Annotated in this window: 15 protein-coding genes, 1 tRNA gene and 1 riboswitch; of the genes, 10 read left to right on the top strand and 6 right to left on the bottom strand. The window is 61.6% G+C overall.

Annotated elements, in window-relative coordinates; all coding sequences use genetic code 11:
• Window positions 1-39 precede the first annotated feature (39 nt).
• The 5 genes from H6M51_RS01895 (at window position 40) to H6M51_RS01875 (ending at window position 3,238) form a co-directional block, all read left to right on the top strand.
• The gene (locus H6M51_RS01895) at window positions 40-471 is read left to right on the top strand and encodes a hypothetical protein (RefSeq protein ID WP_185808187.1); all 432 of its coding nucleotides are present in this window, start codon (window positions 40-42) and stop codon (window positions 469-471) included.
• Between the two features lie 120 nt (window positions 472-591).
• Entirely contained in the window at window positions 592-1,239 is a 648-nt protein-coding gene (locus H6M51_RS01890) for a response regulator transcription factor (protein WP_185808186.1), read from the top strand.
• Window positions 1,240-1,355: 116 nt separating this feature from the next.
• On the top strand, window positions 1,356-2,024 hold the full coding sequence (locus H6M51_RS01885) for a helix-turn-helix transcriptional regulator (RefSeq protein WP_185808185.1): 669 nt from the start codon (window positions 1,356-1,358) through the stop codon (window positions 2,022-2,024).
• Between the two features lie 13 nt (window positions 2,025-2,037).
• Window positions 2,038-2,751 (top strand): thermonuclease family protein, encoded by a 714-nt coding sequence (locus H6M51_RS01880; RefSeq protein WP_185808184.1) that lies wholly within the window; start codon window positions 2,038-2,040, stop codon window positions 2,749-2,751.
• Window positions 2,752-2,824: 73 nt separating this feature from the next.
• A complete protein-coding gene (locus tag H6M51_RS01875; RefSeq protein ID WP_185808183.1) occupies window positions 2,825-3,238 on the top strand; it encodes a tellurite resistance TerB family protein in 414 nt (137 codons plus the stop codon).
• Between the two features lie 6 nt (window positions 3,239-3,244).
• Here the strand turns inward: H6M51_RS01875 and H6M51_RS01870 are convergent, their stop codons facing one another.
• Complete coding sequence (locus H6M51_RS01870; RefSeq protein WP_185808182.1) at window positions 3,245-4,117, bottom strand: transporter substrate-binding domain-containing protein; 873 nt, start codon at window positions 4,115-4,117, stop codon at window positions 3,245-3,247.
• Window positions 4,118-4,320: 203 nt separating this feature from the next.
• Here H6M51_RS01870 and H6M51_RS01865 point away from each other — a divergent pair, with 203 nt between their 5' ends.
• Window positions 4,321-6,123, top strand: a complete 1,803-nt coding sequence (locus H6M51_RS01865; RefSeq protein WP_246780372.1) for a glycosyltransferase family 2 protein — start codon at window positions 4,321-4,323, stop codon at window positions 6,121-6,123.
• A 62-nt stretch (window positions 6,124-6,185) separates the two neighbouring features.
• Window positions 6,186-6,737 carry an NADPH-dependent FMN reductase gene (locus tag H6M51_RS01860; protein ID WP_185808180.1) on the top strand — a complete coding sequence of 184 codons (552 nt, stop codon included), beginning with the start codon at window positions 6,186-6,188 and terminating at the stop codon, window positions 6,735-6,737.
• 9 nt (window positions 6,738-6,746) lie between these two features.
• Here the strand turns inward: H6M51_RS01860 and H6M51_RS01855 are convergent.
• Window positions 6,747-6,820, bottom strand: a tRNA-Gly gene (locus tag H6M51_RS01855).
• A gap of 73 nt (window positions 6,821-6,893) precedes the next feature.
• Complete coding sequence (locus H6M51_RS01850) at window positions 6,894-7,991, bottom strand: 2'-deoxycytidine 5'-triphosphate deaminase (protein WP_185808179.1); 1,098 nt, start codon at window positions 7,989-7,991, stop codon at window positions 6,894-6,896.
• Window positions 7,992-8,065: 74 nt separating this feature from the next.
• Window positions 8,066-8,144, top strand: a riboswitch (SAM riboswitch).
• 44 nt (window positions 8,145-8,188) lie between these two features.
• On the opposite strand from H6M51_RS01850, the gene H6M51_RS01845 reads away from it, so the two are divergent.
• The 3 genes from H6M51_RS01845 to H6M51_RS01835 all read left to right on the top strand — a co-directional run bounded on the left by H6M51_RS01845 (window position 8,189) and on the right by H6M51_RS01835 (window position 10,962).
• The gene (locus H6M51_RS01845) at window positions 8,189-9,367 is read left to right on the top strand and encodes an O-succinylhomoserine sulfhydrylase (RefSeq protein ID WP_185808178.1); all 1,179 of its coding nucleotides are present in this window, start codon (window positions 8,189-8,191) and stop codon (window positions 9,365-9,367) included.
• Window positions 9,368-9,556: 189 nt separating this feature from the next.
• Window positions 9,557-9,949, top strand: a complete 393-nt coding sequence (gene apaG, locus H6M51_RS01840) for a Co2+/Mg2+ efflux protein ApaG (RefSeq protein WP_185808177.1) — start codon at window positions 9,557-9,559, stop codon at window positions 9,947-9,949.
• 80 nt (window positions 9,950-10,029) lie between these two features.
• Complete coding sequence (locus H6M51_RS01835) at window positions 10,030-10,962, top strand: MYG1 family protein (protein ID WP_185808176.1); 933 nt, start codon at window positions 10,030-10,032, stop codon at window positions 10,960-10,962.
• 85 nt (window positions 10,963-11,047) lie between these two features.
• Here H6M51_RS01835 and H6M51_RS01830 read toward each other — a convergent pair whose 3' ends face one another.
• The 3 genes from H6M51_RS01830 to H6M51_RS01820 form a co-directional block, all read right to left on the bottom strand.
• A complete protein-coding gene (locus H6M51_RS01830; RefSeq protein ID WP_185808175.1) occupies window positions 11,048-12,037 on the bottom strand; it encodes an Hsp33 family molecular chaperone in 990 nt (329 codons plus the stop codon).
• 122 nt (window positions 12,038-12,159) lie between these two features.
• Complete coding sequence (gene argF / locus H6M51_RS01825) at window positions 12,160-13,077, bottom strand: ornithine carbamoyltransferase (RefSeq protein WP_185808174.1); 918 nt, start codon at window positions 13,075-13,077, stop codon at window positions 12,160-12,162.
• Window positions 13,078-13,091: 14 nt separating this feature from the next.
• Complete coding sequence (locus H6M51_RS01820) at window positions 13,092-14,294, bottom strand: aspartate aminotransferase family protein (protein ID WP_185808173.1); 1,203 nt, start codon at window positions 14,292-14,294, stop codon at window positions 13,092-13,094.
• Window positions 14,295-14,639: the final 345 nt, after the last annotated feature.

Genomic DNA, 14,639 nt, shown 5'->3' with positions numbered 1-14,639 from the left:
CACGCCCGGCAAGACTGACGACAGGAGGAGACACTAAAGATGATCATCCGAAGAACGGCTTTTGCGGTTTTGCTGCTGGCAGCGGGCATCCCTGTTGCCGTTGCGCAGGAGACCAATACGGATCGCTATACGCTGGAGAAATCGGAAAGCGGCTTCGTGCGGCTCGATCGCCAGACAGGCGCTGTGACGCTCTGCACCGAGGCCGATGGCACGCTCACCTGCCGGATGGCGGCGGACGAGCGGGCGGCTTACGACGAAGATCTCGCACGGCTTGAAAAGCGCGTCGAGGCGCTGGAAAAGCAGATTGCGGACGGGACGACTGCCGGCAGTGGCGAGCTTCCGAGCGACGCGGAAATCGACCGGTCAATCGGCATCATGGAACGCTTCATGCGGGCCTTCTTCGGTCTCGTACAGGAGTTTCAGGGTGAGCAGCAGGAAAACCAGCAGGGCACCGTTCCCGACCGGACCTGATCCCTCGAGATCCTTCTCGCCCATTCGTTGCACGACCATTGTCTAGTGCCTCGCCAAGCGCTAAAAGATAACCACGCAATCGTGCGCAATATGACATCGCTCTTGGGAGGGGGCTTTGACATGGCTGCATCGACCTTTATCATCGCCGACGACCATCCGCTTTTCCGCGGCGCCCTGCGCCAGGCCGTGACCGGCATAGACGGCACGCAAACCATCATCGAGGCCGGCGATTTCGAGGCCGCCCGCAAGGCGGCATCCGACCATCCTGACGCAGACCTCATGCTGCTCGATCTTGCCATGCCCGGGGTATCAGGCTTTTCCGGCCTGATGGCGCTTCGGGCGGAGTTTGCAAGCCTGCCACTCGTCATCGTTTCCGCAACCGACGATTCCGTCACCATCCGCCGGGCGCTGGAACTCGGCGCGTCCGGCTTCATCTCCAAGTCAGCCGGGATCGACGAGATCCGCTCAAGCATCCAGTCGGTGCTCGAAGGCGATATCGCAACGCCGACAAGCTATCAGGGCGGCCAGGAAACCGATCCGGATGTCGCCGACCTGATCAACCGCCTGCGCACGCTCACTCCGCAGCAGAGCCGCGTGCTCGGCATGCTTGGCGAAGGTCTGCTCAACAAGCAGATCGCCTATGAGCTCGGGGTTTCCGAAGCGACCATCAAGGCGCATGTTTCGGCGATCCTTCTGAAGCTCAAGGTCGACAGCCGGACCCAGGCCGTCATCCAGCTGGGCAAGATCAACATGGCCATGGTTGCCTGATCGGCACAGCAGAGGATTTTATTCCTTTTTGCTTTACGAACGGGGTCTGCTCGTCTATTGTTTTCGCCAGTGCCGGACCGGGGATCAAAGGTGTTCCGGCTTGAAGAGGCGCGAACATGCTATCGCATGACAGCATATGGGCCGCGATCGATCGGCTGGCGGAGCAGCATTCGCTGACGCCCTCGGGCCTTGCGCGCCGGGCGGGCCTTGACCCCACGTCCTTCAACAAATCCAAGCGCGTTGGCGCGGACGGGCGCATGCGCTGGCCGTCGACGGAGTCCATCGCCAAGGTGCTGGAGGCGACCGGCGCCAGCCTCGACCAGTTCATGCGCTATATCTCGCCCGAAGCCTTGCGCGGCAGCCCCCTGCCCCAAGGCACATTTCCGCCTCAGACGAGCTCCATCCCCCTGCTCGGCATGGCTCAGGCGGGGGCCGGCGGCTTCTTCGACGATGGCGGTTTTCCGGCCGGCCAGGGGTGGGATCTCGTCGAGTTTCCCGCGGCCCCCGGCCGCAACAACGGCGTCTATGCGCTTGAGGTGCAGGGCGAGAGCATGAAGCCGCTGTACCGCGATGGCGACATCCTGATCGTTGAGCCCGGTGCCCAGGTTCGGCGTGGCGACCGCGTCGTGGTCAAGACCCGGGAGGGCGAAGTCATGGCCAAGATCCTTGCCCGGCAGAGCGCCAAGTCCATCGAACTGCAGTCGCTCAACCCCGATCATCCGCCGCGCACCCTCGACACCAGCGACGTCGAATGGGTGGCACGGATCATCTGGGCGAGCCAATAGGAAAACGGACCTAATGCGAGGGATCGGCACCTTCATCGTAGGCGCGGTCGGGCTTGTTTTGTGGGCCAGTCTCGTGATGGCCGCAGGCGCTGCTTTGCGCGAAGACCCGGTGGATTACAATATCGAAGATCTCGACGTTCCGGACCCGTCTGAGCTTGAGCTGCCGGAAATGGGCGCCTTGTCGTCCGACCTGCCGGGGCCTTCCCCCGAGACCGTGCCGCGCCGCGAAGTGCGTGCGATCCAGCCCGATGTCTTTGGCTCTCCGGCTTTCGCCGATGACGGCAATCTTGAAAGGGTCGCACCGCGAGCGCCCTTGTCGGAGACTGCCAGCCGCACAAAGCCCCGGGTCGTGCTGTTGCATCGACCGGCAAGCGTTGCCGCAGGTGTCGTGACCTTCGGACGTGACCAACGGGTCAGGCTCGCTGATATCATCGAAACACCGCCCGACCGTACCTGCCTTGCCGCAGACAGCACTCCCTGGCCATGCGGGGCCATGGCGAGGACACAGCAGCGGCTCTTTCTGCGCAACCGGTCGCTCTCCTGCGAAACCGGATCGACAAGCTGGCAGGGAGAGATCCGGACGCGATGCTGGGTCGGCGTTCAGGATGTTTCGTCCTGGCTTGCAAAATATGGTTGGGCCGAAGCGGAAAAGGATTCGCCCCTCGCCGTCCTCACCGAAGAAGCCCGCGCCGCAAGACGCGGGCTTTTTGGTGAGCCTGTAAGATGACATGGCCCAATCCCTTGAATCACCCCAGCCCGCCTCCTACTCTCAGCGCTACTGCAACTGGAAACCATCCTACATGAACAAGCCCGTCTCTCCGGAAGAAGCCCTGATCTTCGTCATGGTCATGGCGTCCGCCGTCGATAATGCCATGGCCGAAAAAGAACTTGTGCGTATCGGCCAACTGATCGACATCCTTCCGGTCTTTGAAAACTTCGACAAGGAACGCTTGATTGAGGTTTCCCAGCGCTGCGCTGGCTTGCTGTCGGGCCCCGAGGGGCTGGATATCGCGCTCGAGACCATTCGCGATGCCCTGCCAGACTGGCTGCACGAAACGGCCTATGCTCTGGCTGTGGAAATCATCGCTGTCGATCTGGCGATCCGTGCCGAAGAGGTGCGCCTCCTGCAGTTGTTGCGGGATCGACTGGAACTCGACAAGCTCACCTGCGCCGCTCTGGAGCGGAGCGCTTCCGCGCGCTATCGACGGATCTGACAGGTCTTAAAAGAGGCCAGCCGGGAAGTATCGGAGGTATATTTCCTCCAGCCGCCCGTCTTCCGAAACGGCCGCCAGCGCACTCTCAAGCGCGGCGGCGAGGCTTCCGTCCTGTCCGCCAACCATGATCGTCATGCCTTCTCCGAGATGCCGCTCCGAGAGGAAGGGGCCATCGAGGAAACGGCAGCACCCGGCTGCCGCAGGGCTCATCATCCAGAAGGAGAGTTGGAGGGCATCGGCGAAGACCGCCTCTACCTGTTTTTCCCTGAGGCCCGTCATCAACGAGGCCTGATCTTCGAAGGTGGTCGGAGACATGCTGGGGAAGAAGGCCCGAAGCATTGCCTCATGTGACGTATTCCTGACAACACCGACCCTTTTGCCTGCAAGGCCTTCTGCATTCTGTCGGGTCAGCGCAGTGTCATTTCGCATCAGGAACCGTGCGGGCAACAAGAGATAAGGCCGCGTGAAGTTGAATTTCTCGCGCAGTTGCTCCGTCACTGCGACGCCGGCGATCACCGCCTCGCCCTGGCCGGCTTCCAGGGCCGAACTCAATTGGCCATAGGGCAGTGCCTGGACCTGACAACGCGCCTGAAGCCCGAGTTCATCACAGAGCGCCCGCGCGAGATCGATGTGGAAACCGGTCAGTCGCCCAGTCTGATCAATGAAGTTGAACGGCGGAAAGTCGGTCGTGGTCAGGAAGCGCAGACGGAGCACCCCGCTCACATCGGGGCGGACCAGCCGTTCGCGTGCGTCGAAAAGAACCGGCAATTCGGTGTTTTGCGATCGCGCTGGCGACGCGGACAACACCAGCATCGCGAAAAAGGCCAATCCGAAGAGCCACAACCCAACTAAATCTAGGGATGTAACTTTGCCGCGCATCTCTATCATCTTCAACCGGGGTCAGGGTGGGGCGTCGTCCGAACGGGATGACGTGTAGCAGCTTGGTGTGGACGAGGGAATACGGCCCGCGGATGGTTCCCGCGCGCCTCGGATCTGAGCGGGGGCAAGTCCGGCGGAGCGCAGAAGGCGCGCCCGATGCACAGACATGGACCCAACTGAAATGCGAAGCACGCTTGCTGCATATGCTGGGCATTTCGAAACCGCTGATCGCTCGCATGGCCAAACGGGCATCCGCCAACGGTACCAGTGTCGAAGCGGAACTCCTCGCAAGCGGCCTCATCGAGGAAGAGGCATATTTCGCAGGCCTCGCGCGGATGTACGGTCTGCAGTTTCTGCCAGACATCGACCTATCGCTGCTCGTGGACTACGCCCATAGCGACACACAGCTTGCGGAGCCGAGGATGCTGCGGCTGCATTACAGCGACAGGCCTCCGGTGATGGCCATTGCTCCGCAGATTGTTCACATGGAAGGCCTGGCCAGGCGCTTTGGCCGCCATGGTCATGGAGCAGGCAGTCTTGTGCTGACGACGCCAAGCGCCATCCGGCGTGCGAGTTGGAAAATCGGCGAAAACAGGCGCGTGGCTCACGCCGTGCGGGGATTGTTCGACAGGCTTCAACCTCTTTCAGCGCGGCTCGTCGTGACTGGCGACCAGGGTTTCGTCGCCGGTACCGGTCTGTGCCTTTTGTGCCTGCTTGCAATGATGGCACCGATGCTTGCCGCTGTCGCGAGCCATCTGGCCCTCTCCCTTTTTCATGCCGCGGCACTCATGCTGCGTTTGGCAGTCGTCACCCATGGACGACGCCACCCCATATCGGAGGCGAGGCTGGAGCATGACAGCGAGGTTCTACCGATCTACACGGTGATGGTGGCGCTTTATCGTGAGGCCGATGTCGTGCCGCAGCTTCTTGCAGCGCTCGATAAGCTCGACTGGCCGCGCAGTCTTCTCGACGTGAAACTGGTCTGCGAGACTGACGATTTCGCGACGATCGAGGCGATCCGCCAAGCGAAACCTGGCCCTCATGTGGAAGTTGTCGTCGTGCCTGCGATGGCGCCTCGCACCAAGCCCAAGGCCCTCACCTACGCCCTGGCCGGCGCACGCGGCGCCTTCCTTACGATCTACGATGCAGAGGATCGTCCGCATCCGCAACAACTCCGGGAAGCCTATCATGCGTTCCGGCTCGGTCCACCGGATCTTGCATGCCTGCAGGCACCGCTGGTGATCGGCAACGCTCGAGACAGCTGGATCAGTGCCGTCTTTGCACTTGAATATTCCGCGCTGTTTCGCCGCCTGCTGCCGGCCCTCGGCTATCATCGCATGCCGCTGCCACTCGGCGGAACCTCAAACCATTTCAAGACCGAGCTTCTCAGAGAAAGCGGCGGCTGGGATCCCTACAACGTGACCGAAGACGCGGATCTGGGTATGCGTCTCTATCGGATGGGCTACCGCTCCTCCACGCTGACGCTGCCGACCCATGAGGATGCCCCGACTGAATTCCGCGTCTGGCTGGCCCAACGAACGCGCTGGTACAAAGGCTGGTTGCAGACCTGGCTGGTCCTGATGCGCAACCCCCTGCAAACGGTACACGACATGGGCTGGCCGGCTTTCCTGGTCTTCCAACTACTGGTCGGCGGCATGTTGGTCGCCGCCCTCAGCCATCCGGGTCTCATCGTCTTCCTGACCCTGCTGGTGATCTCCCTGTTGCAGCCTCCCTCGACAGAGCCAAGCCTGTTCACAACGATGATGCTGGCCATGGACATTTTCAACATTCTCGGAAGCTACGCCATCTTCTTCGTGTTGGGAGCAACTCCCATGACGAAAAACGAGAAGGCGGACGTCGGCTGGAAATGGATGACGATCCCGGTTTACTGGATGGCTGTGTCACTGGCCGCCTGGAAGGCGGTGGTGGAGCTGAGGTTGAAGCCCTTCCACTGGAACAAGACACCACATCGCCCCAGCCGGGCTGTTTTGTCGGCCATAGAGTGATTGCTCTCGACCAATCGGGCACCTAGTGTTGAGCGATACGATCCATCCGGGAGACGACGTTTATGGTGACACTGCTCGGTATTTCGGGAAGCCTGCGGAAGAACTCGCTCAACACCGCCTTGTTGAGGGCAGCAGCGCAACTGCCGGCGGAAGGCTACCGCCTGGAGACGGCCGGAATTCAGGGCATTCCGCTCTATGACGGCGATCTAGAAGAGGCTGAAGGCATTCCAGCCGCTGTCACGGCGCTCAAGGAAAAGATCATCGCGGCCGATGGCGTGATCCTGTTCACTCCAGAATACAACAACGGCATTCCCGGCGTCTTCAAGAACGCCATCGACTGGATGTCTCGCCCCTCCTCCGACACCGCCAAAGTCTTTGGCGGCAAGGCCTTTGCACTGGTAGGGGCCTCACCCGGCAATTTCGGTACGCTGCTCAGCCAGAACGCCTGGCTGTCCGTCCTTCACACGCTCGGCTGCCGGACGTTTTCGGAGAAGCGCCTGATGGTCTCGCGGGCACACACGCTGTTCGACGGGGACGGCAAGCTGACGGATGAAGCCACGGCCAAGCGGCTGGCGGACCTGCTCGCAGCGTTCGCGCGGTTTGCAGGGGAGTAGCTGGAAAACTGGAGCGGGTGAAGGGAATCGAACCCTCGTATTCAGCTTGGGAAGCTGCTGCTCTACCATTGAGCTACACCCGCGACGGTCAGAGGAATCCAACAGTTCGCAGCTGGTGTCAAGCACCGGCAGACGGCTTTGCAGGTGCCTTGGTCGTCATGGCAGGCGGAAGTGCTTGGAGAGCTTCAGCCCCTGTGCCTGGTAGTTCGACCCCAGGCCCCTGCCGTAAAGTCCTTCCGGGCGTTCCTGCATGTGCTCGTATACGAGGCGACCGATGACCTGGCCGTGCTCCAGAATGAAGGGGACCTCGTGGCTGCGGACTTCCAGCACCGCCCGGCTTCCCGAGCCACCAGCGGCGGCATGGCCGAAACCCGGATCGAAGAAGCCTGCATAATGCACACGGAACTCGCCCACCAGCGGGTCGTAAGGTGTCATCTCGGCAGCATAGAGAGGCGGAACATGGACCGCTTCGTTCGAGACGAGAATGTAGAATTCATCCGGATCGAGGATCAGTTCGCCCCTCCCGCGACTGTGGAGCGGCTCCCAGAAATCGAGCACATCGTGGGCGCCCTTGCGGTCGACGTCTATGACGGATGTATGGTGCTTTCCGCGATAGCCGATCAAGCCATCAGGTCCCGAACCGTTGAGGTCGATCGAGAGCGCGATCCCGCCCCCGGAGACGTTCGGCATGTCGCTGGCGACAAGGGTTTCAGCCTTGTGCAGGTCGAGCAACTCCGTCTCGGCGAGCAAAGCATGACCAACGCGGAAGCGGATCTGCGACAGGCGTGAGCCGCGTCGCACGATAATCGGGAAGGTGCGCGGTGAGATTTCCAGATAGAGCTGGCCCTTGTAGCCGGCCGGCACCTTGTCGAATTCCTGGGCGTAGTCGACCATGACGCGGGTGAAGATATCCAACCGGCCCGTCGAGCTTTTCGGATTTGCGGAAGCCGAGATCGCGGCGGGCAGGTCCAGGCTCTCCATCAGCGGCACGATGTAGACGCAGCCGGTTTCGAGAACCGCCCCCTGCTCCAGATCAATCTCGTGCAGCGTGAGCTTCTCAAGCTTGTCGGCGACGGTGCTGTTGCGACCCGGCATGAAGCTTGCGCGCACCCGCATCGCCTTGCCGCCCAGACGCAGGTCGAGGCTCGCCGGCTGGATCTGGTCCTTGTCGAGCATGGCCTCGCTTTTCAGCTGGCCCTGACCGAACAAGGCTCCGATCGCGCGATCGGACAATATCCCGGGTTTCAAGGTCATGATCTCAATCCTGTTTGGGCTCGACAAAACCAAAGCCCACCAATTGACGCAAGGCCTGCAAAGGCGTAATTGCAGCCTTATCCCGTGGTGATTTGGCCGGTCGGCTTGCAGCCACGTTAAACAAGTGGCTAAATAGACCGGGTAGCAAAACCGGTCCGTTCTCGCGACCGGTTTTTTTGTGTTCGAAAGGCACGTGCATGAGCAAGAACTGGCGCCCGGCCACCCAACTCGTCCATGGCGGCACGCTGCGCTCTCCCTATGGCGAGACGTCGGAAGCGATCTTCCTCACCCAGGGCTTCGTCTATGAAAGTTCTGAAGCGGCGGAAGCTCGCTTCAAGGGGGAGAGCGAGGGCTATATCTACGCCCGCTACGGCAGCCCTACCAACGACATGTTCGAGCGCCGCATGTGCATGCTGGAGGGCGCGGAGGACGCCCGTGCCATGGCGTCCGGCATGGCCGCCGTTGCTGCGGCCGTGCTTTGCCAGGTGAAGGCTGGCGACCACATCGTCGCGGCGCGCGCGCTGTTCGGCTCCTGCCGTTATGTCGTCGAGACCCTTGCACCCCGCTATGGTGTGGAATGCACGCTGGTCGACGGACGTGATCTCGCCAACTGGGAAGCTGCGATCCGCCCGAACACCAAGGTGATGTTCCTCGAAAGCCCGACCAACCCGACGCTCGAAGTGATCGACGTTGCCGGTGTGGCCAGGCTTGCCAACCAGATCGGCGCCAAGCTGATCGTCGACAATGTCTTTGCAACGCCCCTCTTCCAGAAGCCGCTGGAGCTCGGCGCGCATGTCGTCGTCTACTCGGCGACCAAGCACATCGATGGCCAGGGCCGCTGCCTCGGTGGCGTGGTGCTCTCGTCGAAGGAATGGATCAACGAGAACCTGCACGACTATTTTCGCCACACCGGCCCCGCCATGTCGCCGTTCAACGCCTGGACGCTTCTGAAGGGCATCGAGACGCTTCCACTGCGCGTCAAGCAGCAGACGGCGAGCGCGGCGGCGATCGCCGATTTTCTGGCGGATCAGAGCGCCGTGTCCAAGGTCATCTATCCGGGGCGCAAGGACCATCCGCAGGCCGATATCATCGCCAAACAGATGACCGGCGGCTCGACGCTGGTCTGCTTCGAGCTCAAGGGCGGCAAGGAAGCAGCCTTCAAGCTGCAGAACGCGATGCAGATCATCAAGATCTCCAACAATCTTGGCGATGCAAAGAGCCTGATCACGCACCCGGCAACCACGACGCACAAGAACCTGACCGACGACGCACGCGCCGAACTCGGCATCTCCGGCGGAACGGTGCGCCTCTCCTGCGGCATCGAAGACACCCAGGACTTGCTCGAAGACTTCGCTCAGGCGCTCAAGGGTCTCTGAGAGACGACCTTCAGCGTTCACCAAAAAAACATTTCAGCCGCGGGAGGCGCCGCGGCTGAGCAATTGACCTTGACGTAAACAGTAGCGTCGTTATCCCTTGAAAAGCCATGGTGTTTGTGTGTCGCTCTTGCTGCCGCCACAATGAACGCCATTTCTATCGGCATCAAAGCAAGCTTTCAGGGTCAAGGCATGTATCGCGCGCTGACACGCGACATAGAGGTTCAAGTCGAACCTTACTATCTCGAGGAACAGTCTGACCCCGATGACAGCCGATATGTCTGGGGCTATCGGATCGTCATCTCCAACCACTCGGCCAAGGCCGTGCGTCTGACCCATCGGTACTGGCATATCACGGATCAGAACGGTCAGGTCGATGAAGTCAGCGGTCCGGGCGTCGTTGGCGAACAGCCACGGCTCGATCCCGGCGATACCTATGAATACTCCTCCGGCTGCCCCCTCGATACGCCGTCCGGCATGATGTATGGCACCTACCGGATGGAAACCGATGACGGCGAGAGCTTCGACGTCGAGATCCCCGCATTCTCCCTTGACAGCCCAGGCATGGTCCGCACCCTCAATTGACAAATGGCAGTTGAGTTGACCGGCACCAGAGGCTATCTGAAGGTATTGATCCCGACGCCGTCCAGAGGTCGTTTTTTGGCATGAGCATTACCCATCTCGTCACCCATAGTGGCGGCTTCCATGCCGACGAACTGTTGTCGAGCGTCATCCTCACGCGGCTTTATCCGGAGGCCCAGATCGTGCGTAGCCGTGCGCCGGACTGGATCACGCCGGCAACGGATCGCATCATTTACGACGTGGGTGGTGCCTATGACGCGGCGGCCCAGATCTTCGATCACCATCAGCGCGGCGCACCGCTGCGCGACGACGGTCAGCCCTACAGCTCGTTCGGCCTCGTCTGGAAGCACTATGGGCGGGCGTACCTCACAGCCACAGATGTTCCGGCGGACCACGTAGAGGTGATCCATGAGAGTTTCGACCAGAAGTTCGTGCTGCCGGTCGATCTCATGGACAACGGTGCCTTGAGCCCGGCGACTGCAGGACCGCTTGCGGATCTCACCCTGCCGAGCCTGCTTGAGACGCTGAAACCCGTGTTTGACGACAAGGCGCCGGGAGCGGACGACCGCGGCTTTAATGCGGCCCTCACAATCGCTCGCGCCGTCGTGGAGGCCGCCATCCGGCAGCGGGCGGCGAAGCTTCGGGCGGAAGCCATGGTTCTCGACGCGATCGCCGCAACGGGTGCCGGCCATGTTCTGGAACTGCCGATGGGCATGCCATTTCGTCCGGCAATCATCAAGGCAGGCGCCGACCACCTGCTCTTCGTCGTGCATCCGCGAGACAAGGATTGGTGCATCACCGGAATCCGCAAGACTGAAGACAGTTTCGAGCAGCGCGCGGATCTGCCCGCAGCCTGGGCGGGCCTGAGCAACGGCGATCTGGAGGCCGTCTGCGGCGTGAAGGGCGCAAGCTTCTGTCACAATGGCCGCTTCATTGCCGCCGCCACCTCGCGCGAAGCAATCCTGGCCATGGCCGAGATTGCCGTCGAGCAGGTGATCAGCGGTCGCCCGGCCTGATTGGAAGCGTGAGGCTCATCGGCGCCCTCTGTGCTTTACCACAAGAAAAGGCCGGATCGCTCTGGCCTTTCTCACCTTCAGTGTTTCAAGCCGGTGTCAGCTCGCCAGGCTCGAAATCATAACTTGTCGAGCAGAACTCACAGGTCACAGTGATCTTGCCGTCTTCCGAACTGGCCTCGATTTCTTCAGCGGAGAAGCCCTGAAGGACACCCTTGAGCCGTTCGCGGGAGCAGCTGCAGCGATCGTAGACCGCCTGCGGATCATAGGCGCGCACACCGCGTTCGTGGAAGAGACGGAACAGTAGACGCTCGATCCCCACCTGCGGATCCGTGAGCTCGTCGGCATCGATCGTGTCGACCAGCATACGGGCCTCTTCCCAGGCGTCGTCCCCATGCAGGTCGGCATCGCGGTCGTCGCCATCGCCGCCGTGCAGATCCGGTTGGCGCATGCGCTCCGGAGCATCAGGCAGGAACTGGGCGATCAGGCCACCGGCGCGCCAGGTGCGGCGCGGCTTGCCCTCGGCATCGCGGTCGAAGAGCTCGGCAGCCCCGAGACGCACACGCGTCGGGATCTGTTCCGACTGGCGGAAGTAGACACCGGCGATGTCTTCGAGCGAGGTCCCGTCGAGCGGTACGATGCCCTGATAGGGCTGCATGAAGGAGCCCTGGTCGATGGTGAAGGCAAGCACGCCCTCGCCCAGAAGCTCTTCCGGCGAGGCACGGCCAGCGGTGACGGCGTCAGTCACCGCCTGCTCATCGAAGCGGGCATAGGCGCGCACGTTTTCCGGCGTGGCGAAGTCGGCGACAAGCAGGTCGACGGGGCCGTTGCCCTTGGTCTGAACGGTGAACTTGCCTTCGAACTTCAGCGAGGTGCCGATCAGCACGGTCAATACAATGGCTTCTGCCAGAAGCCGCGCCACAGGCGCCGGATAGGCGTGGCGTTCGAGGATGGTGTTGATCAGCGGTCCGAGCTGCACGGCACGGCCGCGGACGTCGAGGCCCTCCACCTGGAAAGGAACCACGCGATCATCGCCGGCGAAACCGAATTCGCCGAGTTCTACTTGTCTCGTCGACATGAATGTACTCCCGGCACATAAAGCGCCATATGCTGGGCCCGAGCGGCCCGATCAGAAAGGGCACAGATGGGATCACCTGCGCAAAACGTCAAGTCGCCCGACAGGCGGCCCAAAATCCGATCTCAGATGGCGCCGAGGCACCAGGCAAGGATCGACTTCTGCGCGTGCAGACGGTTCTCCGCCTCGTCAAAGACCACCGACTGCGCGCCATCAATCACCTCGTCGGTGACTTCTTCACCGCGATGGGCCGGCAGGCAATGCAGGAACAGCGCCTCATCCTTGGCCTTTTTCATCAGCTCGGCATTGACCTGGAAGGGCTGGAAGACGTTGTGGCCCCGTGCCTTGTGCTCCTGGTTCATCGAGACCCAGGTATCGGTGATCACCGCGTCAGCGCCAGCAACTGCCCGATCGGCATCATGGCAGAGCATGATCTCACCGCCATTGTTGCGCGCCCAGTTGAGGATCTTGTCGTCCGGCTCGGAGCCGAGCGGCACGGCCATGTTCATGCGGTAGCCGAAGCGGGCCGCTCCCTCGACCAGGGAATGCAGAACATTGTTGCCGTCGCCGGTCCAGGCAAGAGTCTTGCCGGCGACGGAGCCGCGATGCTCCTCGATCGTCATGATGTCGGCCATGATCTGGCAGGGATGCGTCATATCCGTCAGCGCATTGATCACCGGCACCGTCGCATGCTCTGCCATTTCCAGCAGGCGGGCGTGGTCAGTGGTGCGGATCATGATCGCATCGACGTAGCGTGACAGAACCTTCGCCGTATCACCGATGGTTTCCGCACGGCCGAGCTGCATCTCGGTTCCCGATAGGAACAGAGTTTCGCCGCCGAGCTGGCGCATGCCGACATCAAAGGAAACGCGCGTCCGAGTGGAGGGCTTTTCGAATATCATTGCCAGCATCTTGCCGGCCAGCGGCTTGTCGGCGGTGCCGGCCTTCGTCGCCTGCTTGCGGGACTTCGCGTCTTCGAGAATGCCGCGCAGGTCCTCTGCCGTGACTGCGGAGAGATCGAGAAAATGCTTCGGAGATGCCATGAATGGGTCCTGTATTAGGCAGACGCTGCGACTGCGGCCTTGGCGCGGATATGCTCCGCGGCGTGTTCGATACGGGCGAGACCATCACGGGCCTCTTCTGCCGTCACGGTCAGCGGCGGTAAGAGACGGATGACATTGTCGCCGGCGGGAACGCCAAGCAGGTGCTCGTCGCGCATCGCCATCAAGAGTTCGGTGTTCGGGATCTTGGCCTTGATGCCGAGCATCAGGCCCTCGCCCCTGATATCCTCGATCACATCGGGATATCGGTCCTTCAGCGAAGCGAGGCCCTGGCGGAAGACGAGAGCGGTGTCACGCACGTTATCCAGGAAGCCATCGGCCAGCACGACATCGAGCACGGCATTGCCGACCGCCATGGCAAGGGGATTGCCGCCATAGGTGGAGCCATGGGTACCCGGCTTCATGCCATAGGCAGCTTCCTCGGTTGCGAGGCAGGCGCCAAGCGGGAAACCGCCGCCGATGCCCTTTGCGACTGCCATCAGGTCAGGCGTGATGCCAGCCCATTCATGGGCGAAAAGCTTGCCTGTACGGCCCACGCCGCACTGGACTTCGTCGAGGATGAGCAGCAGGCCATGCTCGTCACAAATGGCGCGCAATGCCTTCAGCATCTCGACCGGGATGGGTCGAATACCGCCCTCCCCTTGCACCGGCTCGACCAGGATCGCAGCCGTCGCATCCGAAATCGCCGCCTTTACCGCGTCAAGGTCTCCGAAGGGGACCTGGTCGAAGCCGGGCGCCTTGGGGCCAAAGCCTTCGAGATACTTCTCCTGGCCGCCGGCGGCGATCGTCGCGATGGTGCGGCCATGGAAGGCGCCTTCCATCGTGATGATGTGGAACTTCTCCGGATGCCCCTTGGCAAAGTGATAGCGACGGGCGGTCTTGATCGCACATTCCAGGGCTTCTGCACCGGAATTGGTGAAGAAGACGCGATCGGCAAAGGTCACGTCGGTCAGACGCTTTGCCAGCACTTCCTGGCCCGGCACTTCATAGAGGTTCGAGAGGTGCCAGACCTTGTCAGCCTGATCCTTCAAGGCACCGACCACATGGGGATGGCCATGGCCGACGGAGGTGACGGCAACGCCTGCGGCAAAATCGAGATAGCGATCGCCGCTCTCGGTTACGAGCCAGACGCCCTCGCCTCGCTCGAAACGCAGCGGCGCCCGATTGTAGGTCTGGTAGAGCGGCGTAGCTTCGGCCATGGCTGTCACGATCCTTCTCGACGATCCGTCACAAGGGACGGTGCGGCCTGCAGGAGGCCCAAGAAAAATTAAAAATGCCGCCTCGCGGCGGCGCCGGCACTATCGGCATTTCACCCTGCGATGTCAATGAATTCCGGAGGAATCGCTTGGGTAGGCGCGGATTTGGACCACTCGCGTCAAGAGCGTGCGGAACAAGATTCCACCTGTTGCATACTTGACTCACTCGGGAAGCAAGTTGGGGAAAACCGAGAAATCGATTCCAGATGATTCCCGCGACTCTTGTCACGGAGTCAGCGTGCCACTAGGTTAAATTTCATTAATAGATTGCATGCGGCGGAAGTGCTC

The organism is Rhizobium sp. AQ_MP (assembly GCF_014237835.1).
In the GTDB taxonomy this organism is placed as follows: Bacteria; Pseudomonadota; Alphaproteobacteria; order Rhizobiales; family Rhizobiaceae; genus Allorhizobium.
This window is presented reverse-complemented; position numbering and strand designations above follow the sequence as displayed.

What these genes read in the sequence shown, in the direction of transcription:
- H6M51_RS01895 (WP_185808187.1), top strand. Translation starts at nt 40, where the DNA reads ATGATCATCCGAAGAACGGCTTTTGCGGTTTTGCTGCTGGCAGCGGGC.
- H6M51_RS01890 (WP_185808186.1), top strand. Translation starts at nt 592, where the DNA reads ATGGCTGCATCGACCTTTATCATCGCCGACGACCATCCGCTTTTCCGC.
- H6M51_RS01885 (WP_185808185.1), top strand. Translation starts at nt 1,356, where the DNA reads ATGCTATCGCATGACAGCATATGGGCCGCGATCGATCGGCTGGCGGAG.
- H6M51_RS01880 (WP_185808184.1), top strand. Translation starts at nt 2,038, where the DNA reads ATGCGAGGGATCGGCACCTTCATCGTAGGCGCGGTCGGGCTTGTTTTG.
- H6M51_RS01875 (WP_185808183.1), top strand. Translation starts at nt 2,825, where the DNA reads ATGAACAAGCCCGTCTCTCCGGAAGAAGCCCTGATCTTCGTCATGGTC.
- H6M51_RS01870 (WP_185808182.1), bottom strand. Translation starts at nt 4,117, where the DNA reads ATGCGCGGCAAAGTTACATCCCTAGATTTAGTTGGGTTGTGGCTCTTC.
- H6M51_RS01865 (WP_246780372.1), top strand. Translation starts at nt 4,321, where the DNA reads ATGCTGGGCATTTCGAAACCGCTGATCGCTCGCATGGCCAAACGGGCA.
- H6M51_RS01860 (WP_185808180.1), top strand. Translation starts at nt 6,186, where the DNA reads ATGGTGACACTGCTCGGTATTTCGGGAAGCCTGCGGAAGAACTCGCTC.
- H6M51_RS01850 (WP_185808179.1), bottom strand. Translation starts at nt 7,991, where the DNA reads ATGACCTTGAAACCCGGGATATTGTCCGATCGCGCGATCGGAGCCTTG.
- H6M51_RS01845 (WP_185808178.1), top strand. Translation starts at nt 8,189, where the DNA reads ATGAGCAAGAACTGGCGCCCGGCCACCCAACTCGTCCATGGCGGCACG.
- apaG (WP_185808177.1), top strand. Translation starts at nt 9,557, where the DNA reads ATGTATCGCGCGCTGACACGCGACATAGAGGTTCAAGTCGAACCTTAC.
- H6M51_RS01835 (WP_185808176.1), top strand. Translation starts at nt 10,030, where the DNA reads ATGAGCATTACCCATCTCGTCACCCATAGTGGCGGCTTCCATGCCGAC.
- H6M51_RS01830 (WP_185808175.1), bottom strand. Translation starts at nt 12,037, where the DNA reads ATGTCGACGAGACAAGTAGAACTCGGCGAATTCGGTTTCGCCGGCGAT.
- argF (WP_185808174.1), bottom strand. Translation starts at nt 13,077, where the DNA reads ATGGCATCTCCGAAGCATTTTCTCGATCTCTCCGCAGTCACGGCAGAG.
- H6M51_RS01820 (WP_185808173.1), bottom strand. Translation starts at nt 14,294, where the DNA reads ATGGCCGAAGCTACGCCGCTCTACCAGACCTACAATCGGGCGCCGCTG.